The organism is Sanguibacter gelidistatuariae (genome assembly GCF_900096585.1).
GTDB lineage: Bacteria > Actinomycetota > Actinomycetes > Actinomycetales > Cellulomonadaceae > Sanguibacter > Sanguibacter gelidistatuariae.
In genome coordinates, this window is the sequence record NZ_FMYH01000001.1 from 355,564 (window position 1) to 377,014 (window position 21,451).

General features: G+C 70.2%; 17 protein-coding genes and 1 pseudogene. 6 read left to right on the forward strand and 12 right to left on the reverse strand.

Annotated elements, in window-relative coordinates:
- Positions 1-55 precede the first annotated feature (55 nt).
- From BLQ50_RS01585 to BLQ50_RS01595, 3 genes are all read left to right on the forward strand, one after another.
- Positions 56-1,114: a LacI family DNA-binding transcriptional regulator gene (locus BLQ50_RS01585; RefSeq protein WP_093180691.1), complete on the forward strand. Its 1,059-nt coding sequence runs from the start codon at positions 56-58 to the stop codon at positions 1,112-1,114.
- 176 nt (positions 1,115-1,290) lie between these two features.
- Positions 1,291-4,083: a beta-glucosidase family protein gene (locus BLQ50_RS01590; protein WP_175558978.1), complete on the forward strand. Its 2,793-nt coding sequence runs from the start codon at positions 1,291-1,293 to the stop codon at positions 4,081-4,083.
- 186 nt (positions 4,084-4,269) lie between these two features.
- Positions 4,270-5,214, forward strand: a complete 945-nt coding sequence (locus BLQ50_RS01595; RefSeq protein ID WP_245700828.1) for an NAD-dependent epimerase/dehydratase family protein — start codon at positions 4,270-4,272, stop codon at positions 5,212-5,214.
- Between the two features lie 43 nt (positions 5,215-5,257).
- On the opposite strand, the gene BLQ50_RS01600 is transcribed toward BLQ50_RS01595, so the two are convergent.
- From BLQ50_RS01600 to BLQ50_RS01635, 8 genes and pseudogenes are all read right to left on the reverse strand, one after another.
- Positions 5,258-6,361 (reverse strand): LLM class flavin-dependent oxidoreductase, encoded by a 1,104-nt coding sequence (locus BLQ50_RS01600; protein WP_093180695.1) that lies wholly within the window; start codon positions 6,359-6,361, stop codon positions 5,258-5,260.
- Complete coding sequence (locus BLQ50_RS01605) at positions 6,358-7,206, reverse strand: ABC transporter ATP-binding protein (RefSeq protein ID WP_093180697.1); 849 nt, start codon at positions 7,204-7,206, stop codon at positions 6,358-6,360. Before BLQ50_RS01605 ends, BLQ50_RS01600 begins: the two co-directional genes overlap by 4 nt.
- Positions 7,206-8,267 carry a taurine ABC transporter substrate-binding protein gene (locus BLQ50_RS01610; RefSeq protein WP_093180699.1) on the reverse strand — a complete coding sequence of 354 codons (1,062 nt, stop codon included), beginning with the start codon at positions 8,265-8,267 and terminating at the stop codon, positions 7,206-7,208. The genes BLQ50_RS01605 and BLQ50_RS01610 overlap by 1 nt, the downstream gene beginning before the upstream one ends.
- 113 nt (positions 8,268-8,380) lie before the next feature.
- Positions 8,381-9,187: an ABC transporter permease gene (locus BLQ50_RS01615; protein ID WP_093180701.1), complete on the reverse strand. Its 807-nt coding sequence runs from the start codon at positions 9,185-9,187 to the stop codon at positions 8,381-8,383.
- Positions 9,188-9,668: 481 nt separating this feature from the next.
- On the reverse strand, positions 9,669-11,150 hold the full coding sequence (locus tag BLQ50_RS01620; RefSeq protein WP_175558979.1) for an APC family permease: 1,482 nt from the start codon (positions 11,148-11,150) through the stop codon (positions 9,669-9,671).
- A 135-nt stretch (positions 11,151-11,285) separates the two neighbouring features.
- Complete coding sequence (locus tag BLQ50_RS01625; RefSeq protein WP_139185681.1) at positions 11,286-12,140, reverse strand: hypothetical protein; 855 nt, start codon at positions 12,138-12,140, stop codon at positions 11,286-11,288.
- A gap of 14 nt (positions 12,141-12,154) precedes the next feature.
- Positions 12,155-13,080: pseudogene (locus BLQ50_RS19315) on the reverse strand (aldo/keto reductase).
- Positions 13,077-14,282, reverse strand: a complete 1,206-nt coding sequence (locus BLQ50_RS01635; protein WP_093180705.1) for an MFS transporter — start codon at positions 14,280-14,282, stop codon at positions 13,077-13,079. The pseudogene BLQ50_RS19315 and the gene BLQ50_RS01635 overlap by 4 nt, the downstream one beginning before the upstream one ends.
- Before the next feature lie 166 nt (positions 14,283-14,448).
- Here BLQ50_RS01635 and BLQ50_RS01640 point away from each other — a divergent pair, with 166 nt between their 5' ends.
- The gene (locus BLQ50_RS01640) at positions 14,449-14,934 is read left to right on the forward strand and encodes a MarR family winged helix-turn-helix transcriptional regulator (protein ID WP_093180707.1); all 486 of its coding nucleotides are present in this window, start codon (positions 14,449-14,451) and stop codon (positions 14,932-14,934) included.
- Between the two features lie 115 nt (positions 14,935-15,049).
- On the opposite strand, the gene BLQ50_RS01645 is transcribed toward BLQ50_RS01640, so the two are convergent.
- From BLQ50_RS01645 to BLQ50_RS01655, 3 genes are all read right to left on the reverse strand, one after another.
- Positions 15,050-15,979, reverse strand: a complete 930-nt coding sequence (locus BLQ50_RS01645) for an ROK family protein (RefSeq protein WP_093180709.1) — start codon at positions 15,977-15,979, stop codon at positions 15,050-15,052.
- A complete protein-coding gene (nagB, locus tag BLQ50_RS01650) occupies positions 15,976-16,758 on the reverse strand; it encodes a glucosamine-6-phosphate deaminase (protein ID WP_093180711.1) in 783 nt (260 codons plus the stop codon). Before nagB ends, BLQ50_RS01645 begins: the two co-directional genes overlap by 4 nt.
- Positions 16,759-16,906: 148 nt before the next feature.
- Positions 16,907-18,064, reverse strand: coding sequence for an ROK family transcriptional regulator (locus tag BLQ50_RS01655; protein WP_093180712.1), 1,158 nt, complete (start codon positions 18,062-18,064; stop codon positions 16,907-16,909).
- Positions 18,065-18,152: 88 nt separating this feature from the next.
- Between BLQ50_RS01655 and BLQ50_RS01660 the strand changes: the two genes are divergently transcribed.
- Positions 18,153-19,571 (forward strand): family 20 glycosylhydrolase, encoded by a 1,419-nt coding sequence (locus BLQ50_RS01660; protein ID WP_093180714.1) that lies wholly within the window; start codon positions 18,153-18,155, stop codon positions 19,569-19,571.
- Positions 19,572-19,648: 77 nt separating this feature from the next.
- Here the strand turns inward: BLQ50_RS01660 and nagA are convergent, their stop codons facing one another.
- Positions 19,649-20,809, reverse strand: a complete 1,161-nt coding sequence (nagA, locus tag BLQ50_RS01665; RefSeq protein WP_175558980.1) for an N-acetylglucosamine-6-phosphate deacetylase — start codon at positions 20,807-20,809, stop codon at positions 19,649-19,651.
- 329 nt (positions 20,810-21,138) lie between these two features.
- Here nagA and BLQ50_RS01670 point away from each other — a divergent pair, with 329 nt between their 5' ends.
- A complete protein-coding gene (locus tag BLQ50_RS01670; protein WP_093180717.1) occupies positions 21,139-21,387 on the forward strand; it encodes a hypothetical protein in 249 nt (82 codons plus the stop codon).
- Positions 21,388-21,451 lie beyond the last annotated feature (64 nt).

A 21,451-nucleotide genomic window follows, 5' to 3' on the forward strand; every position in this document is an offset into this window, starting at 1 on the left:
GCGGCCTTTTGTGCAATCGGTTGCTGTCCGCGTCAGACTGGCCTATGTTCTGTCCATGGAGCACGGTGACGTCCTCCCGCCGCCCGTCCACCCACCCTCGCCGACCATCTACGACGTGGCGTCTGCATCGGGCGTCTCCCCATCAACCGTCTCACGGGCATTCTCTCGGCCGGGACGGGTCCGGGCCGAGACCGCAGCGCACATCCATCGGATCGCTGACGATCTCGGGTACCGGCGCACCCCGCCGCCGCGACCGGGCACCCCGACCAGCACGGGGCTGCTCGCCCTGGTCGCCTCCGACCTGTCGAACTCGTTCTTCCTGCAGATCATGGGCAGCGCCCAGCGAGCCGCCGCGCACAAGGGGCAGCTGCTCGTCGTCGTCGACTCCCAGGAGTCGGGCGAGCTGGAGCGCCATGCGCTCGAACGCCTGATCGGTGTGGTCGACGGAGCCGTCCTCGCTACCTCACGGATGTCTGACGCCGCGATCCGGTCGATCGCAGCCCGGCTGCCCCTCGTCCTGCTCAACCGGCCCATGGCGGACGTGCCGAGCCTCATCACGGACACCGCCGGTGCGATGCGGGCCGCAGTTGGGCACCTCGCGGATCTTGGGCACACCGCGGTGACCTATGTCGCCGGACCCGAGGCATCCTGGGCTGACGGCATGCGATGGGCCTCTGTGCGCGGAGCGGCGGCCGATCATCGTCTCCGCGCCCGTCGCATCGGGCCCTACCCACCGACCTTGGCGGGCGGCCGGGCAGCCGCCACGGCCTTCGGCGAGCGTCCGACGACAAGCGTCATCGGGTACAACGACCTCATCTCGATCGGCCTGCTGCGCGAGCTCACCTGGCGGGGGGTCCGCGTCCCGGAGGACGTCAGCATCATCGGTCACGACAACATCCTCGAGGCCGCGCACACCGCGCCGACGCTCACGTCCGTCGCGACCCCGCTCGAGCGGCTCGGTCGCGTGGCGGTGGAGATGTTGCAGGAGCAGGCCACCGCATCACCGGGGCACAGGTCGGCGGTCGCCGCACGGACCGCGAAGCTGCCGGCTGAGCTGGTCCTGCGCGGATCGACGGGACCCGCGGCCCGGACCGCACAGCTGCGGGCGGGCTGACCCGCCCCCTTCCGTTCTCGCCCTGTGGGCAGATCTGACCTGCCGTGCACGTAAGCACGACAACTCTTGGCAACCGCTTGACACTGGCTGAGCCACCGGACTGAATGAGGGCACGGAGCGCGCGACGTCGCGTAGCTCACCGCGTGAACTTCCCCAGTCAAAGGAGATTTGAGGACATGACGCACCCCCCACGGAGACGGCAGAAGATGCAGGCGACGCTCGTTGTCGGTCTAGCAGCGCTGCTCACGGCAGGCTTCACAGTGTCCACCACCGCCACGGCGGCCGACCAACCCTGGATGAACACCTCGCTCTCGGCCGAGGAACGATCCGATCTGCTCATCGAAGCGATGACTCTCGAGCAGAAGATGCAGCAGATCGCCATGAAGCCGGTGGCCAACACCACGATCCCCGGATGCGATTTCTCCGCCCAGGGGCGCCACGTAGAGGGAATCCCAGAGCTGTCCATCCCGACCCTGCGGATGACCAACGGACCGTTCGGGAACGGCGACTGCCTCGTCGCCCCCGAGTCGACCGGCCTCACCAGTGCCCTCACCGTGGCGTCGTCCTTCGACCCGGCGGTCTCGCAGGCCTGGGGGGACATCATCGGCGAGGAGACCCGCGCGAGCGCCCACAACGTGCTCCTGACCCCGGGGATCAACCTCAGCCGCGTCGCCCAGGCCGGACGCAACTTCGAGTACTTCGGGGAAGACCCCTACCTGGCCGGCGTCATGGCGGTCGCACAGGTCAACGCGGTCCAGGACTGGGGGGTCCAGTCCGTCGCCAAGCACTTCGCCGCGAACGAGCAGGAGACCGCTCGCAACACCATGGACACGATCGTCGACGATCAGACGATGCACGAGCTGTACATGATCCCCTTCGAGATGACGATCCAAGAGGCGAACCTCGCATCGGTCATGTGCTCCTACCCGCACCTCAACGGCGTGTACGCCTGCGAGAACGGCCAGCTCCTCAACGACTGGCTCCGCGACGACCTCGGGTTCAAGGGGTATGTCATGTCTGACCGCGGCGCGACGCACACCACCGCCGCAGCTATCAAGGGTGGTCTCGACCTCGAGTTCGCGAGCCCCAAGTGGTTCACCCCGACGTTGATCGAGGCGGCGCTCACCGAAGGGTCCATCGAGGTCGCAGACATCGACCGTCAGCTCGACCGTCGCTTCACGGTGATGTTCGACCTCGGGCAGTTCGACGACCCGATCAACTCCCTCACCACGCTCACCTCCGCTGACATCGAGCGCAACGGCACGGCCGTGCGAGAGATCGGCGAACAAGGTTCGGTCCTGCTCAAGAACGAGAACGGCACGCTGCCCATCGACGCAGCCGCGCTCAGCTCGGTCGCGCTCATCGGCGCGAAGACCTTTGCGGGCGAGGCGAAGTTCAACTCCCAGGGCCCCTCGAACGCCATCGTCGTCACGTCTCCCTACACCGTGACCCCTGAGGAGGGCCTCAACAACGCCCTCGCCGCTGCTGGCTCCCTCGCTCAGGTCACCTACAACGACGCGACCGACATCGCGGCGGCGGCCGCCCTGGCCGCTGGCTCCGACGTCGCCGTCGTCATGGTCGGCGACATCTCCCGGGAGGGCGTCGACCGCACGTCGCTCTCCCTGCCCGTGACCGACGGGGTCGACCAGGACGCCCTCGTGGCAGCCGTGGTCGCAGCCAACCCGAACACCGTCGTCGTCCTCAAGAACGGCGGACCTGTCCTGCTCCCGTGGCTCGAGGACGTCCCAGCGGTGCTCGAGGCCTGGTACCCGGCGCAGGAGGACGGCAACATCGTCGCCAACCTCCTCGTCGGCCTCGAGAACCCGTCCGGCAAGCTCCCGATCACGTTCCCGACGCAGGAGCGCGAGGCCGCGTTCGCGACCGTCGAGCAGTTCCCCGGGGTCGACCCTGACGGCGCCGGTCCGCTGCCGATCACCGCGACGTACAGCGAGAAGCTCGAGATGGGCTACCGCTGGTACGACGCCAACGACGTGCAGCCGACCTTTGCCTTCGGTTTCGGGCTCTCCTACACCGACTTCGAGCTCTCCGGACTCGCCGTCACGCCGTCGACGGACGGCACCGCGCCGATCGACGTGACGTTCAGCGTCCAGAACACCGGACAGGTCAGCGGCGCCGAGGTCGGGCAGGTCTACCTCGGACTCCCGGCGGAGGCGAACCAGCCGCCCAAGCGCCTGGTCGGCTTCGACAAGGTCTCGCTCAACCCGGGTGAGAAGAAGACCATCACGGTCACCGTGGACCCGACTGCGTCCAACCACCCCCTGTCTGTGTGGGACACGGCCGCGGACGACTGGACGACCCTCGACGGCGAGTACACCGTCTACGTCGGCAACTCCTCGGACAACATCACGATGCAGAAGACGCTCACGGTGGACACCTCGGTGACGGAACCGACCGAGGAGCCCACGCAGGAGCCGACCGAGGAGCCGACGTCGGTGCCCACCACCGAGCCGACCTCCCAGCCGACCAACCCCGTCGACCCGACCACGGAACCGACGGACCCTGCAGGGAAGTCGCTGCTCACCGGAGACCAGCTCACGGACGCGAACCGAGGCGAAGTGTCCGTCCCGGCGGTCGCCGCACAGGGCGAGACGATCACCGTCACGGTCGGGGCGGTGCACGCCGGACGGGAAGTGTCGGTGTGGCTCTACTCCGACCCCGTCCTCCTCGGCACCCGCACCGTGAGCGCCGCAGGCACCGTCTCGGTGACGATCCCGGCGAGCACAGCGCCGGGCGACCACCGTCTCGTGGTGTACACCCCAGCGCTCGACCTCATCGGCTGGGATGACGTGCGCGTCACCGCTCCGACCGGGACGACCAACCCGGGCAACGGGAACCTGGCCGTCACTGGTGCCGAGTGGACAGCTGCTGCCAGCATCGCGGCACTGATGATCCTGGCCGGTGGGTCTCTGGTCCTGATCCGGCGCCGCCGGGCGAGCGGCGAGAGCTGACGCATACGACCTGGGAGGGGTAGCTGCTCACCTCTCCCTCCGAGCGCCGAAGGGCCGGTCCCTCCATCCGGGGCCGGCCCTTCGACATGCCCTACGCCCTCAGTCCCGGCGCGAGTGCCGGAGGAGCACCCGTGTCGTAGAGTCTGCGGACGCCCGGCGTCGGGCAGCCATCTGAGGAGAACAACCGTGCGGGCAGTCGTGCTGGGCGGGACCGGAGCCATCGGAGGGGCGACGTCCGCGAGGCTGGCTGACGCCGGATGGACGGTCGACGTGACCGGGCGCGACCCCGCCTCGATGCCGGCCGAGCTAGTTGCCGCCGGTGTCCGTTTTCACCAGATAGAGCGCAGCGACGTCCGAGCGATCAACGCGCTCGTCGGCGACGGCGCCGAGCTGCTCGTCGATCTGCTGGCCTACCGCGGCGCCGATGTCCGCGCGCTGCTGCCGGCGATGGCGTCCGCGACGAGCACGGTGCTCATCTCGAGCCGTGCCGTCTACCTCGACCCCGCCGGCCGGCACATCAACGGCGACACCCCGCCCCGGTTCCCCGTCCCGATCGGAGAGGGCACGCCGACGCTGCCGCCGGCGGGAGACGACGTCGACCCGTTCAGCCGGGAGGGCTACGCGCCGTCCAAGGTCGCAGCCGAGAACGCGGCGCTGGACAGCGGGCTCCCGGTCACGGTCGTCCGCCCGTCCAAGGTCCACGGACGCTGGGCACGCAACCCGCGCACCCGCACCCTGGTCGAGATGATGCTCCGCGGCGACAAGAGGATCGAGCTCGCCGGTCGTGGCACGTCGATCGACCACCTCACTGCGGCCACCAACACTGCCGCGCTCATCGAGACTGTCGCGGCGCTGCCCGGCCGGCGGATCCTCAACAGCGCCGACCCCGGCGCCCCGTCCGCCGAGCAGATCGTCCGGGCGATCGCTACGAGGCTGGGCTGGGAGGGGACGATCGACCTGCTCGACGACGCATCTGTCTCCGAGCGGGGCGCACATCCCTGGCAGTCCGTGCACCCGATCGTGCTCGACACGAGCGCGGCCGTGCGGCTCGGATACGCGCCGGTCGGCGACGGCCTGGACCTGCTCACCGAGGAGATCGACTGGGTGGCCGGGCGGGTCCGCTCCCGCTAGCCGGTCACCGCGGCGCCCGACGCCGACGTCGGCCGGTATGTCCTCACCCTCGGCCGCCCGCGGAACCAGCAAGCGCAACCAGCGGCCGCACGTGCTCCCCGAAGCGCAGCGCCTCCTCCAGGTGGGGGTAGCCGGACAGGACGAACTCGTCGATCCCTGCCGCGGCCAGCTCCGAGATCCGGGCGGCGACCTCCTCGTAGCTGCCCACGAGCGCGGTTGCGGCGCCCTCGCGCACGAGGCCGATGCCGGCCCAGAGGTTCTGATCGACCACCAGTCCGTCGCGGCGCCCGCCGTGCAGCGCGGTCATCTTTGCCTGCGCCACGGAGTCCATCCGGGCGTAGCGGGCCTGGCTGGCGGCGATCGCCTGGTCGTCCATCGCCGCGAGCAGGCGGTCGGCCTGGGCCCACGCCTCACCGGAGGTCTCCCGAGCGATGACGTGCACCCGCACGCCCACCCGTAGCTCCCGGCCGTGGCGGGCCGCCCGCGCGACGACGTCGTCGCGGCGCGCGATGACCGCCTCGTAGGAGTCCACCCAGGTGAGGAACGTGTCGACCTGCCGGGCGGCAATGTCGAGCGCCGGCTCGGAGGCTCCGCCCAGGTAGATCGTCGGGACGACGTCGGGCGGGTCGACGAGCCGAGCACCGTCGATCTGCAGGTGGTCGCCCGCAAGGGTGACCTCCTCCCCCTCAAGCAACCCCCGCAGCACGGTGAGGAACTCGTCGGTGCGGGCGTAGCGGCCGGAGTGCGCGGCCCGGTCCCCGTAGGCCCGCTGCTCGAGCGGGTCGCCGCCGGTGACGACGTTGAGCGCGACCCGCCCGCCGGTGAGCCGGGCGAAGGTCGCGGCCTGCTGCGCCACGAGGGTCGGGGAGGCCAGCCCGGGCCGGAAGGCCACGAGGAAGGTGAGGTCCGGGACAGCCTGGGCGATCATCGCGGTCGCGATCCACGGGTCCACGCAGCCCAGCCCGGTCGGGGTGAGCACGGACCCGAAGTGCGCCTGCCGCGCGGCCTGCGCCACCAGGGTGAGGTAGTCGGCCGTGGCCGGTCGGGAGACCGACCCGCCGGCGCGGTCCTGGACCGCGGTCACCGCGCCGACCTGGTGGCCGTCGCCGCCGGTGGGCAGGAACCAGTGGAAGCTCGGAGCGCTCATGCGGACTCTTTCTGGGGATTCTGGGGGTTCTGGTTGCGCGCGGGGCGCAGGTGCGCCGAGATCCGACGTCGCTGCTCGATGAAGGCGGGGTCGTCGCGGACCGCGTCGCCGGCCTGGTCGGAGGTGGAGAACGTGACCGGCTCGTCGGCCACGATCGTGCCCGGCCGGGGGCTCATGACGAGCACGCGGGTGCCGAGGTACACGGCCTCGTCGACGCTGTGGGTGATGAACACGACCGTCGTGCGGTGGGTCCGCCAGATCCGCAGCAGCTCGTCCTGCAGTCGTTCCCGGGTGATCGCGTCGAGGGCCGCGAAAGGCTCGTCCATGAGGACCACGGAGGGCCGGTTGGCGAGCACCCGCGCGAGCTGGACCCGCTGCTGCATGCCGCCGGAGAGCTCGTAGGGACGGCGACTGGCGACGTCGGCCAGGCCCACGAGCTCGAGGTGCTCGGCGACGATCGCCCGCCGTTCCGCCCGCGGAACGTGCCTCATCTTCAGCCCGAAGGCGACGTTCTCCGCGACGCTCAGCCACGGGTAGAGGTTCGGCTGCTGGAACACCACGCCGCGGTCCGGGCTCGGCCCGTCGACGACCCGTCCGCCGACCTCGACCGAGCCGGCGGTCGGCTGGGCGAAACCCGCGACGAGCCGCAGCAGCGTGGACTTCCCGCAGCCCGAAGGTCCGACGACGGCCAGGAAGGAGCCGTCGACGACGTCCAGGTCGAGCGGGCCGAGCGCGTGCGTCGTCGAGCCGTCCTTGGCTCGGAACCGTTGTTCCACGCCCGTCAGCACCAACCGGGAGGCGGTCGGTGCTGACGGGGTGAGGCCCGCAAGGCCCGGGGCTGACATCAGCCCTTCGCCACGGCGTCGACCGCGTCGGGGTAGACCGCGGAGAGGTAGGCATCCTTGTCGAGGACGGCGTCGATGGACTTCGCTTCGAGGTTGAAGCTCGCCGTCGCGACGAGGTTTGTGCCCAGACCGCCACCGAGATACTCGGGACCGGCCTGTTCCTCAGCGGTGAGGAAGATCAAGCCAGCGGCCTGGTCAAGCACCTCGACCGGATCGAGGCTCAGCTCGGCGCCGACCGCCTTGGCCCAGGTGTCGGGGTCGGAGCGGTAGAGCTCGACGGCTCGGCTCTGCTGGGCGACCCATTCCTGGACGGCCTCGGGGTGGTCGGTCGCGAACTTCGTCGAGACCACGGCGAGGTCGTACGTCGTCTTGCCCGAGGCAGCGACGTCGGCGCTGTCTGTGAGGATCGTCGCGCCCTCGCTGACCAGCTGGGCCAGGACGGGGTTCCACACGTAGGCGGCGTCGATCGACCCCTGCGACCAGGCCGCGGCGATCGCGTCCGGCTCAGCGTCGATGATGTCGACCGTCGTCGGGTCGACGCCGGCCGTCTCGAGTGCGGCGAGCAGCGAGTAGTGCGCGGTCGAGGCGAAGGGGACGGCGACCTTCTTGCCGACGAGGTCCGTAATCGACGTGATGCCGTCCTGGACCGCGAGCGCCTCGGCCGAGCCGATCACGTCGTGGATCCAGGGCACCTTGTAGGCGATCGGGGCGGAGAGCCCGCGCGAGACCGGGCTCGACCCGGCCAGGCCGATGTCGATCGACCCGCCGGCGAAGGCCTCGTTGACCGAGCCGCCCGAGTCGAAGAGCTTCCACTCGATCTCGTAGCCGGGCAGCGCCTTCTCGAGCCAGCCGCTGTTCTTCACGACGAGGTCGCCGTTGGGGATGTTCTGGTAGGCGATGGTCAGCGGGATCTTCTTGCCGTCGCCGTTGCCGTCGCCGTCGGCCGAGGAGTCGGAGGAGCAGGCGGCCAGGCCGAGCAGGCCGACGACGGCGAGCGCCGCGACGGCGCGGCGGGCGAACGACCGCGGATGCGATCGGCTGGGTGTCCGGTGGAGCGTCATGGGGGGTCCTTTCGGGGTGGACGCCGGGGCCGATGGGCCGACGGCGATGAAGCTGGTGGCAGTAGAGCTGGCATGAGTGGAGCAGCGGGAGAAAAGGTGAGGGACGGCCAGCCTCAGACCCGGCCCTTCCACGGGACGAGCCGGCGTTCCAGAGTCCGGATGAGCAGGTCGATGCCGACCGCGCAGACGCCGATGACCAGGACGCACATGATCGCGACGTCGGTCTGCAGGAACTTCTTCGTCGACCAGGCCAGCCCGCCGATCCCCGGGATGCCGTCGACCGTCTCGGCTGCCACGATCGTGGAGAAGGCGAAGCCGATCGACAGCCGAAGGCCCGTGAAGAGCTCGGGCAGGATCGCTGGGAGGAGAGTGTGGCCGACCACCTGGAGCCGCGAGGCCCCCAGTGAACGAGCCGCCTCGACCCAGTCGGTGCGCACTCCCTCGACCCCCGAGATCACCGACAGCGCAATCGGGGCGAGGGCAGCGAGGAAGAGCAGCCACACCTTGGAGGCGTCCTCGATGCCGAACCAGATGATGAGCAGGCTGAAGTAGGCCAGCGGCGGCAGGCTGCGGATGAAGCTGATGACGGGTTCCAGAACCACCCGCACCGGGCGGCTGGTCGCGAGCAGCAGCCCGAGCGGGATGCCGATCACGATGGCCCAGCCGACACCGCGGATCAGGCGCCACGCGCTCGCCCACAGGTGCTCCCAGAGGAAGTAGCCGCTCAGCCCCCGGACGTCGTCGTGGACGGTCACGGACTGGATGAACCGTTCCCACACCGAGGACGGCTTGGGGACGACGATCTCCGACCACACGCCGCGGTCGGTGACGAACCACCAGAGGCCGAAGAAGACCGCGACCGCGCCCAGGCGCAGGGCCAGGTCGCCGATGCGGCGTCGCCAGATCAGGTCGGTGCTCATGGGTGAGGAGTCCCTAGGGGGGTCGGGAGAGTCAGGCCCCGGGCTCGGGACACTGGAGATCGCGGTCAGGCGGTGCGCCCGCAGGGCGCGCGGCACGGCGAGACCGGCGGGCACGGCGGCCGGCGGCCGGTCAGTCCCGGAGCGGCAGGTGCACAGCACGGGCGGCGAGCCGACCGGCATGGCCGGCGGGCGGCGTCGGGCAGGCGATACGCGCTACCGGGCAGGGTCGACCAGGCGACAGGCGGGACCAGGCCGACACGAGCGGACGGCGCGTGCGGCGTCGGCGGTCGTGCGCGGTGCGCTGGAGCGGGCCTGTGTCATGAGCGGGAGATTAGGCGTCGTACCGGACGGCGCCTAGCAAAATCCCAGGAATCTCACCATGCGAACACCCCCGTCCCAAACCCCTCGCTGAGTGCGGTCACACGGCTGCCCAAAACGGACATCCGGCAGCCGTGTGACCGCACTCAGCGGACCCGACGGCTCAAGGGGTGGGGGGTGGGGCGAGCTGGCTGTGGCGGTAGGAGTAGGACAGGTAGATGACCGTGCCGACGACAAGCCACGCGGCAAACCGCAACCAGGTCAGGGTCGTGAGGTTGGACATGAGCCACAGGCACGCGACCCCGGCCACGATCGGCAGGACCGGAGACCACGGCACCCGGAAGCCGCGCGGCAGGTCGGGGCGGCTGCGCCGCAGGATCGGGATGCCGAAGCTGACGAGCACAAAGGCCGACAGCGTCCCGATGTTGATCATCTCCTCGAGCAGCTCGACCTTGGCCAGCCCCGCGATGAGCGCGACGACGATCCCCGCGCCGATCTGCAGCCGCACCGGGGTGTGGAAGCGGGGCGAGGTCTTGGACAGTCCGCGCGGGAGCAGTCCGTCACGGCTCATCGAGAAGACGATCCGGGTCAGGCCCAGGAGCAGGACCATGATGACCGACGTCAGCCCGAGCAGGATGCCGATCGAGATGACCTTCCCGGCCCAGTCCGCCCCCACAAGCACAAACGCCGTGGTGAGCGATGGGCTGTCGGAGGCCGCGAGCTCCCGGAAGGAGACCATCCCGGTCACCACGACGGTCACGAGGATGTAGAGGACCGTCACGACCGCGAGGCCGCCGAGGATCCCGCGCGGGAGGGCCTTCTGCGGGTTCTTGGTCTCCTCGGCCGTGGTCGCCACGACGTCGAAGCCGATGAAGGCGAAGAAGACCAGGGCCGCGCCGGAGAGCACACCGACGATGCCATAGGTGGTCGGTTCCATGCCTGACAGGAAGGCGAAGAGCGGCTGGTGCAGTCGGGAGACGCTCTCCGCCGGCTCGGCTGGCGGGATGAACGGTGTGTAGTTCTCGGCCTTGACGTAGAAGAAGCCGACGACGATGACAAAGACCGTGATGGACACCTTGAGGATCACGAGCACGGCGTTGACCCGTGAGCTGAGCTTCGTCCCGATCACGAGCAGGACTGTGAACACCCCGACGATGAACACCGGGCCCCAGTCGATCAACACGGGCCCGGCGTGGATCGTCGTGGGGATGGTGATGCCGAACAGGCCGAAGGCGTCCGAGAGGTAGACGCCCCAGAACTTCGCGATCACCGCCGCGGCGAGCAGCATCTCCAGGATGAGGTCCCAGCCGATGATCCACGCGACGAACTCCCCCATCGTCGCGTAGGAGAAGGTGTAGGCGGAGCCGGCGATGGGCAGGGTCGAGGCGAACTCGGCGTAGCACATGATGGCCAGCGCACACACGACCGAGGCGATGACGAAGGACAGGATGACGCCGGGCCCGGCGTAGTTGGCGGCCGCGGTCGCCCCGACCGAAAAGATGCCGGCCCCGATCGCGACGGCGACGCCCATGACCGCCAGGTCCCACGCGGTCAGGTCGCGCTTAAGCGACCTCTCGGGGTCCGTCGTCGAGGCGAGTGCCTCCTCGACGCTCTTGCGCCGGAAGATGTTCAGGCCGCCTGCCATGTCGTGCCCTCCTTGACGGCGTCAGTGGTCGCCATCGAGCATGCACCCTGATCAGCGGCCCCGCGCGGGCGGCGCGCCGCGGGGCCCCAGACCTGGCCGCCGCCGCGACGGTCGAGGCGCTCGGTCAGGGTGGGCTCAGAACTCCGGTTCTACGAGGCCGTCCTGCCCGGCGACCATGTCGCCGCAGGAGACCTCCTGAGCGGTGACAACGACCGGGTCGGTGGCCGCGGCGTCGGTCGCCACGACCGTCTTCTCGCCGTTGGTGGCGAGGGTGCCGTTGTCGCTCAGGTCGACGAAGGTCCGCGTGACGGTCCAGCTGCTGCCCTCCTCGGTTGCGAGCAGGCCCGCGAGCTGCAGCACGCCGTCGACGGCGGTGCAGCCCACGCCGGTGCCCTGGTCGCCGAATCCGCGGTCGAAGGTGTAGGGCGCGCCCTTGACGTCCATCGTCTGGTGGATGGAGCAGTCCGCGAGGGAGTAGACGAGCGCCTCCCGGCCGACGTCGACGATCGCGATCGGCGTTCCGTCCGCGCCGACCTTGTTGACCACGCCCTTGGCCGGGATCGGGCTGGCGGAGACGATCGGCGTGGAGAAGGTGGCCCCCGAGGCGGTCGTGATGCCGAAGGACCGTCCCGAGCCGCCGCTGATCCAGGCCTTGTCCGGGCGGCCGTCGTCGTCAACGTCGATCACCTGGACGAAGATCGCGTCCTCGGGCGCCCCGATCTCGGTCGGCGTGCAGCCGGGGCCGGTCGTCGCGGACGGCGAGGCCTCCGAGGTCGTCGGGGTCGGCGTGGTGGTCGATCCGGTGGTCGACGGGCTGGGGCTGTCGCTCCCGTAGATCCCGCCCGGTCCACCGTCGCCGCAGCCGACGAGCAGCAGAGCGACCACGGCGGCCGCCGCAGGCGCCCATCGCACGCGGCGACGGGCGACGGCGGGCAGCGGGCTAGCCGCGGGACGAAGCACAGCGGACGGGGAGCTCTGCCCAGAAGTCATGCCTCCGGTCTATCTCACTGCACCAGGTCCCGCATCTGCCCGACGCCGTTCCGCACGCCACCGCGCGCCCGGCGCCTCACCCGGCGCCACGCGCCGGGTGAGGCGCACCCGTTGAAGACGTCGGGGTCGGGCCCGATGCGCCCGTCCGTGTCGAGCCCGTCGATCTGCGCCATCTGGGCCGGCGTCAGCTCGAAGCCGAAGACATCGAGGTTCGCCGCGATCCGTGCCGGGGTGACGGACTTCGGGACGACGACCGAGCCGTGCTGCAGGTGCCAGCGCAGCACGGCCTGGGCCGGGCTCACCTCGTGCGCCTGCGCGACCGCTGCCACGACCGGGTCGGCCAGGATCGTGCCCTGCCCGAGCGGGCTCCAGGCCTGCGTCACGATCCCGTGCTCCGCATGCCAGGCCCGCAGGTCACGCTGCTGGAAGGCCGGGTGCAGCTCGACCTGGTTGATCACCGGGGTCACCCCGGTCGCCGCGAGCAGGGCGAGGTGAGCGGGCTGGAAGTTGGAGACGCCCACCTCCGGACGAGCCCGGCGTCGCGCAGCGCGACAAGCTCCTCCCAGGCCTCGACGAAGCGGCCGAGACCGGGCGCCGGCCAATGGATGAGGAAGAGGTCGAGCCGGTCCAACCCCAGGCGGTCCAGGCTCGCCTCGAGGGCCGGGCGCACCGCGTGGCGCTCGAGGCTGTCGATCCACAGCTTGCTCGTGACGAACACGTCGTCCCGGGTCAGGCTGGACTGGGCGAGTGCGCGCCCGACGCCGGCCTCGTTGCCGTAGATCGCAGCCGTGTCGACGGCGCGGTACCCGGCCTCGAGGGCGAGGCCGACGGCCTCGGTGGTCTCGGCGTCGGGCACCTGGAAGACACCGAATCCCAGCTGGGGGATGGAGGTGGTGGCGGAGAGGGCGACGGAGGGGATGGTGGGGACTGCGGTGCTCATGAGATTCCTTGGGTGGTGAGGATGGGGGAAGAGGCGGCGGGCTGCGGGGTGGCACGGCGATCGAGGATCGACGCGACGGTCAGGGCGACGAGCGCCGCAACGGTCATCACGGCGCCGGCCCAGAGCGGGGAGACGTAGCCCAGGCCCGCGCCGATGGTCAGGCCGCCGATCCAGGCACCGAGCGCGTTGCCGATGTTGAAGGCGCCGATGTTCGCGGCCGAGGCCATCGTCGGCGCGTGGGCGGCGTGGCTCATGATGCGGAGCTGGAGGCCGGGGACGGTCGCGAAACCGAAGGCCCCCATGAGGAACAGTGATACGACGGTCATGATCTGGTTGCCCGCAGTGAGGGCGAAGATGCCCAGCACGACGGTCAGCGCGACGAAGATGACCGACAGCGCGGGGACGAGCGCACGGTCGGCGGCCTTGCCGCCGAGCAGGTTGCCCACGAACAGCCCGGCACCGAAGACGACCAGCAGCCACGGGACGCTCGTGGATGAGAAGCCGCTCACCTCTGTGAGCGTGTACGCGATGTAGGTAAAGGCCCCGAACATTCCGCCATAGCCGAGGATCGTGACGAGGATGGACCACCACACCTGGGGAGAGCGGAATGCGCGGAGCTCGGTGCGCAGACGCGGGGGCTCCTCGCCCGCGGCGCGGGTGGTGGGCGGAACCAGGGCGACGATCCCGGCGAGCGCGATGACGCCGACCGCGGTGATGGCCCAGAACGTCGAGCGCCAGCCGAACTGCTGCCCGAGGAAGGTCCCGAAGGGCACTCCCAGGACGTTTGCTGTGGTCAGGCCTGCGAACATCATGGCGATCGCTGCCGCCCGGCGCTCCGGGGCGACCATGTCTGCCGCGACGACTGCGCCGATGCCGAAGAACGCGCCGTGGCACAGGGCCGCGAGGATCCGGCCGGCGAGCAGCAGCTCGTAGGTGCCGGCGAGGGCGGAGAGCAGGTTGCCCGCGATGAACAGGACCATCAGACCGACGAGCACCCGTTTGCGGTCGAAGCGGAGGACGGCCGCGGTCAGGGCGATCGCACCGACCGCGACGGCCAGGGCGTAGCCGGAGATGAGGTAGCCGGCGACCGGTTCGGAAACTCCGAACTCGGCGGCGATCTCGGGCAGGAGGCCCATGATGACAAATTCAGTGAGCCCGATGCCGAATCCTCCGACGGCGAGGGCAAGCAGTCCTAGAGGCATGCGGTTCGTCCTTGTCTGTGCGAGTGCAACTGTGGTGCGCACGATGCTGATGCGTGTGCAACTACCCGCGCACACACTAGTTGCACGCGCTTCCTAAATAGTTGCACACGCGGGTAGTTGCCGCAAGCCGTATACTGGATGGACCACGCACCGCAAGGAGAGATACATGGGAATCGCCGACGACGCCGTCGAGATCCGGGCCCAGGGCTGGCGCACGCTCGCCGCGCTGCACGGGATCATCGACACCACGCTCGAACGCGCGCTCCAGGGCCAGCATGATCTGTCCGTTGTCGAGTACACGGTGCTCGACGCCCTGTCTCGCCAGCACGGCTGGCACATGCGCATGCAGCAGCTCGCCCGCGCCGCGGCGCTCAGCGCGAGCGCTACGACCCGGTTGGTCACCCGTCTCGAGCAGCGCGGTCTGCTCACCCGGATCCTGTGCCAGGACGACCGCCGCGGCATCTACACCGAACTCACCCCGGCGGGCGAGGCGCTGCTGCGCGCAACGCGGCCCACCCACGACGCGGCCCTCGCCGAGGCGCTCGCCCAGGCCGGTCAGATCCCCGAGGTCGCCCCGCTCGTCGAGGCGCTGCACGACCTCCCGGCCTCCGACCTGCGCGGCGCCGAGCTCCAGGACGCCGCCACCGCCTGAGGTGACCCTGGCGTCGTCCGGGAGGCCACTCATCCGGACGAGCGCTGGAACAAGAACGGCGGCTACCCGCGGCCCACAGGGCCACGGGCGGCCGCCCGGTTCACCAGAGAGACCGTCAGGACAGCCCGGTGCCCAGCTTGCGGAAAGTCGCCAGCCCGGAGCCGAGCACACCGGCCCGCTGGCCGAGCTGCGCGGTGACGATCTCAGGAATGGCGGCCACCCGGGCCAGGGTCTCGAGGCGTTCACGCAGCGGAGCGACGAGCGCGTCGCCCGCCTCCGAGAGACCGCCCCCGAGGACGAGGCGCGACGGGGACAGCAGGGTGATGACGCCCAGCAGGCCGTGCGCGAGCCAGTCGATCGCCTCGGACCAGACCTGGTCGGCGAGCGGGTCGGTGCCCAGGGCGTTCACGACGTCGAGGGAGGTCGCACCGGGCCGGCCGATCGCGCGGGCATAGGCGTGGCCGATCGCGCGGGCCGAGCAGTACATCTCCAGGCAGCCCACCTGTCCGCACGGGCAGGGCAGGCCTCCGGCGACGATCGGTACGTGGCCAAGCTCGCCGGCCTGGTGCAGCCCACCCTCGACCGCCTTCCCGCCGCAGACGATCGTGGCGGCGATCCCGGTGCCGATGAACACCGCCACCAGGTCGTCGGTCCCCATGCCGGCACCGAGGGTGTGCTCGGCCAGGCCGGCGACGGTGACGTCGTGGTGGACATGCACCGGGAGGCCGATCTTCTCGCTCAGCCGGTCCCCGACCGGGGTGTTGACCCAGCCGAGGTTGCTCGCAAGCCGCACGACGCCGGTCTCACGCTCGATGATCCCGGGAACCCCCAGGCCCACCGCGCGAACCCGGCCACGGTCGGTCGCGTCGAGCCCGGACATGAGCTGCCCGCAGAGCCGCTCGATCGTCGTGAGCGTCGCCTCGCCGTCACCATAGGGCGTGGGCAGGCTCGCGCTGACGAGCGGACGACCGAGGCCCTCGTCGAGGACCTCGCCCCGGGCGTTCGTGCCGCCGACGTCGAGAGCGAGGACGAGCGTGTCGCTCACAACCCCTGCCAGGCGGGCTTGTGGTTGTAGGAGTATCGGTAGTACTCGGCAAGCTTGAGGCCGGAAGCCGCAGCCTCGTCGAGCAGCACTGTGGCGTGCGGGTGCAGCTGGAGGACCGAGCCGGGACAGAACGCACTGACCGGACCCTCGACCATGGCCGCCACGGCGTCCGCCTTGTTCGCGCCGGTGGCCACGAGAACGAGGTGACGAGCCTCGAGGATCGTCCCCAGTCCCTGCGTGAGCACGTGATAGGGGACGTCGTCGACGCTGTCGAAGAAACGCGCGTTGTCATCGCGGGTCTGCTCGGTCAAGGTCTTGAGCCGGGTGCGCGAGGCGAGGGAGGAGCCGGGCTCGTTGAACGCGATGTGCCCGTCGGTGCCGATCCCGAGCAGCTGGATGTCGACGCCGCCTGCCGCCGCGATCGCGGCGTCGTACCGCGTCCCCGCGGTGGCGACGTCTGAGGAGAAGCCGTCGGGGCTCTGCACGTGGTCGTCCGCGATGTCGACGAGGCCGGTGAACTCCCGGCGGATGACCTCGCGGTAGGACTCCGGGTGGCCCTGGGGCAGCCCGACGTACTCGTCCAGCAGGAATGCCCGTGTGCGGGCGAAGCTCAGACCGTCCTCGGCATGTCGGCGCACGAGCTCCCGGTAGACCGGGAGCGGCGAGGACCCGGTGGCGAGCCCGAGGATCGGGGCGGCATGCGAGCGGACGAGCTGCTCAATCGAGTCCGCGACGACCGAGGCGATGTCCTCGGCGGTCTGCTGGATCACGATCTCCATGGTGAGCTCCTTCTGTTGAGCACGTGACTGTCGGCGCGCTCGTCGTCGATCTGACCGAATGGTCTGGATCACTGGTCTGAGGTGGGGGAAGTAGGACGGTGCCGGGATCCTGATCCCGGCACCGGTCACCCGCTCGGCGTCACCACGGTCACGACAGACCGAGCTCTCGGTCGAGGACGTGGGCGGCCGCTCCTGCGAGGATGCCGTCGTGCCCGAGGGCGGACATCCTCAGCCGCACGTGCTCGTCCCCGAACGGTCGGGTGAGCGCGAGCACGGTCGACTCGGCCGCCTGCAGCAGCGGGCCGTTGAGCAGCTCGTCGGGGCCTGAGAGCACGACGTCGCGCAGGCCCAGCGCCTGAGTGATGGGGGCGAGGATCTTGCCGAGCTGACGACCGGCGGCGGCGAGGACGCCCGCGGCCTCAGCCTCGCTCAGCCCTTTGATCTTGGCCCGCAGGCGCGGCACGGCCACCAGGGACTCCAGGCAGCCACGGCGTCCGCAGGAGCACTCGGGGCCGTCGGCCAGCACGTTCACATGGCCGATCTCACCCGCCGCGCCGTCCGGGCCGCGCAACAGCGAGCCGTCGAGCAGGATGCCGGCACCCACACCGTGGCCGATCTCCACGAGGAGCAGGCCCGAGCCCGAGCCCTCCCCGAAGGTGTCCTCGGCGAGCGCGGCGGTGTCGGCGTCGTTGGCGACGTGGGTGGGATGACCCAGCGCCTCCTCAAGCTCGGTGCGCAGGTCGACGTTGGTCCAGCCGAGGTTGGGTGCACGGCGCACCACACCGTCGACGGTGACAACGCCCGGGGTGCCCACCCCGATCCCGAGGACCCGTCCAGGAGACGTCTTGACCAGGTGCTTCGCGAGGGCGATCGTCTTGTCGACCGCTGCCTGCCCGGTCGCCCCGTCCAGGTCGACCTGCGTCGTCTTGACCCGCGACCCGGCGAGGTCGACGAGCGCTCCGCGCAGCACCGTGTCGTCGGAGAGGTCGAGGCACACGACGAAGCCGCCGCTGACGTTGACGCCGACGAGCGTGGCCGGCTTGCCCATGTGCGTTCCCGGGCGGACACCCAGCTCGACGATGAGGTCGCTCTCCAGGAGATCGGCGACGACGTCGGACACGGTGACTCGGGCGAGCCCGGTGAGGCGCGCGAGGTCGGCACGGCTGACCGGGCCGCCGTCGAACAGGTGCTGGAGGACCAGGGAACGGTGGTGGATCCGCGCGTCCGAGGGTAGTATCTTGCCCGCTGTCGAGCCGGTACGCGCCGACGGACGACGCACTTCGGCAGGTGCTACGTTTCGTGCCATATAATAAGTACACCTTACATACTTAGTCGCTGTCAATCGGCCCTACCGTGTACCCGCTGCCTCTTGGTGGCGCTCGAAGGAGAGCATAATGCCCGTTCCAGTCCTCCCGGCCCCACAGAATGTGACAATTTCGGAGGGTCCCGGGTCACCGCTGCGGACCGAGGACCGCGACGCGCTCGTGGCCTCGCTCAGCACCTGGGCACCACGCGCCGCCGACCTGGCCGCGCGAATCTCCGTGGCCGCCGCAGAGACCGCGCCGGCAACCCCGGTCGAGGTTGCCACCGCGTCCGACAAGACGCTTCCCAGCGAGGGTTACACCCTCACACTGTCGCCGGAGCGGTGGACGCTGCGTGCACGTGACGAGGCAGGTGCGTTCTGGGCCGTGCAGACCCTGACCCAGCTCGTCCGCGAGGGACAGGTCCCGGTCGTAGAGATCACCGACCACCCCGCCTACCCGGTGCGTGGCGTCATGCTCGACATCAGCAGGTTCTTCTTCGGCCCGCGCGACATCAAGGCCGTCATCGACCTCGCCTCGGCCTACAAGATGAACATCCTGCACCTGCACCTGACCGACGACCAGGGCTGGCGCCTGGAGATCGAGACCCGCCCGCTGCTCACCGAGCTCGCCTCCGGGACCGATGTCGGCGGCGGCACGGGCGGGTTCCTCACCCTTGCCGAGTACGAGGACCTCCAGGACTACGCCGACGCCCGTCACGTGACGATCGTCCCGGAGATCGACCTGCCCGGCCACACCCACGCGGCGCAGATCGCCTACCCCGAGATCAGCCCGGACGGCGAACCCCGGGAGCCGTACCTGGGCACCAAGGTCGGCTTCAGCGCGTTGCACCTGACCTCCGACGCCGCATGGAGCTTCGTAGAAGACGTCGTAGCCTCGGTGTCCAAGCACACCCGCGGGGAGTACATCCACCTCGGCGGGGACGAGTCGCTCACGCTGAGCGACGAGGACTATCGGGTCTACATGCAGCGCCTGGCCGAGGTCGGCGCGAAGTACGGCAAGAAGCTGACCTTCTGGCAGGAGGCGTCCGTCGCAGAGCTCCCCGCCCAGACGCGCCTGCAGTTCTGGAACCCGCAGATCGAGACCGGCCACCTGGCCGCGGTCGCCCTCGCCCAGGACGTGACATTCATCGCCTCCCCCGCGACCCGCGCCTACCTCGACCAGAAGTACACGGCGGACTTCGAGCTCGGCCTCGACTGGGCGCGCCTGACCGACATCGAGGACGCCTACGACTGGGACCCGGTCGCCGAGCTTCCCGGCATCCCGGCGGAGTCCATCATCGGAGTCGAGGCCTGCCTGTGGGCCGAGACCCTGAGGTCCTTCGACGACATCACGATGCTGGTCCTGCCTCGTCTGCCCGCGCTGGCCTCGGTGGCCTGGGGATCTCCGAAGGACTTCCCCGCCTTCGCCACCGCCCTCGCCCAGCACGGCACCTGGTGGGCTGGCGAAGGACTGGCGTTCTACCGGTCTGAGGCCATCAGCTGGGCCTGACCGGCGGATCGACGAGGGGCCCGGAAGCCATTGGCTTCCGGGCCCCTCGTCGATCCAGGCCGTCCGGCCGGGCCGCGTCAGACCAGGCGCTCGCCGGACCGGAACACGTCCCGGACCGTCACCGTCTCGTCGAGCACGACGACGTCGGCACGTGCTCCCGGTTCAAGGTTTCCCACGTCGGTGCGGCCGAGCACCGCAGCCGGGGTCGTGGTGACCGCCGCGAGCGCATCCTCGAAGGGGATCCCCGCGACGGTCGTGGCGTAGCGCAGCGCCACGTCGAGGGTGAGCGTGCTGCCCGCGATCGAGCCGCCCTCGCGGAGCCGGGCGACACCGTCCACCACGTCGACGACCAGGTCGCCGAGCAGGTACTCCCCGTCGCTGACCCCGGCGGCCGCCATGGCGTCCGTCACGAACACCGTGCGGCCCACGCCTGCCGAGCGCGCCGCGTGCTCGAGGGTGATGGGGTGCAGATGCACGCCGTCGGCGACGACCTCGACCACCACGCGGGGGTCCTCGAGCAGGGCTAGGACCGGGCCGGGCGCCCGGTGGTGGATCGGCAGCATCGCGTTGAACAGGTGCGTGGCCAGGGTGACTCCGGCGTCGACCGAGGCGGTGGCCATGGCGGCGTCGGCGTCCGTGTGCCCGATCGCCGCGATCGCGCCATGGCCGACGATGCGCCGCACGGCGTCGAGCCCACCGGGCAGCTCGGGCGCGATGGTGACGACCTTGACCGCGCCAGGTCGCGCGCCGAGCAAGAAGTCGATGTCCTCGATGGTCGGCTCGCGCAGCAGGTTCGGGTCGTGCGCACCGCGGTGCAGGGGGCTCAGCCAGGGACCCTCGAGGTGGATGCCGGCGAGGTCGCCCGCCTCGACCAGGTCGGCAAGGACCTCCACCGCCTCCCGCAGGACCTGCATGGGCTGCGTGACGAGGCTGGCGATCATCGTCGTCGTCCCGTGGGAGCGGTGCGTGGCGATGACCGTGCGGGCGCTGTCTGTGATCGAGGAGCCCGCACCGAAGGCCGCGCCGCCCCCGCCGTGGGAATGGATGTCGACGAAGCCGGGCACCACCTGGTGGCCAGTTGCGTCCACCCGGGGAAGATCGCTCCAGTCGGGAGGGACCTCGCCCTCGCCGACCCCGGCGACCAGCCCGTCCGCGACGGCCAGCCAGCCCCCTCGCACGACTCGCTGCCCGGTGTGCACGGTTCCGCCGGTGATGACATATGTCTCTGTGTTGGTCACCAACACACCCTAGCGACGTGTCGGCCGCGGATGCACCTCCGCTTCGTTGCGGGTGCAGACGCGGCGGACACGTCCGATCTGTGCACTTCAGCGGCCCACCGGCCCCCTTCGGCTGGGGGAACAACAGGCCATGGCAGGACATTGCCACGCCCGCTCCCGGGACAGAAGCGGGGCTGCGCGGCGCGCTGTTCAGCCACGCACCTCCCCGGGTCGGACACGTCATTTCATGCCACCGGCAAACGCTGTCCGGCACCATCCGAAGGGCTGGATCATTGATTCCGGCAGGGGAGCCACCCCGGCACCAGTACCACCAGCGCTAGGAGAGTCTGATGGACAACATCATCCGATCTGCAGCCACGCGATCGGCGAGCATCGCCTCAGCGGCGGTCCTCGCCACCGGCTTGGTCCTGGCTGCTGGGACAGCTGCCTCCGCCCAAGTACCCGCTCCGCAGGTGGGGACGACCCAGGTCGTCACCACATCGGGGTCCGTCCTCGTCGGGACGAGTTCGACGAAGAAGCCCATCGGGACGAACCCTGGTGTGGCCCAGCCGCTGAACGGGAGTGCATGGCAGGACTGACCGGCACGTCCGCTCGACCTGAAGGGTGCACATCATGAGCACAGTCAGCACGATGCGGCCGAGT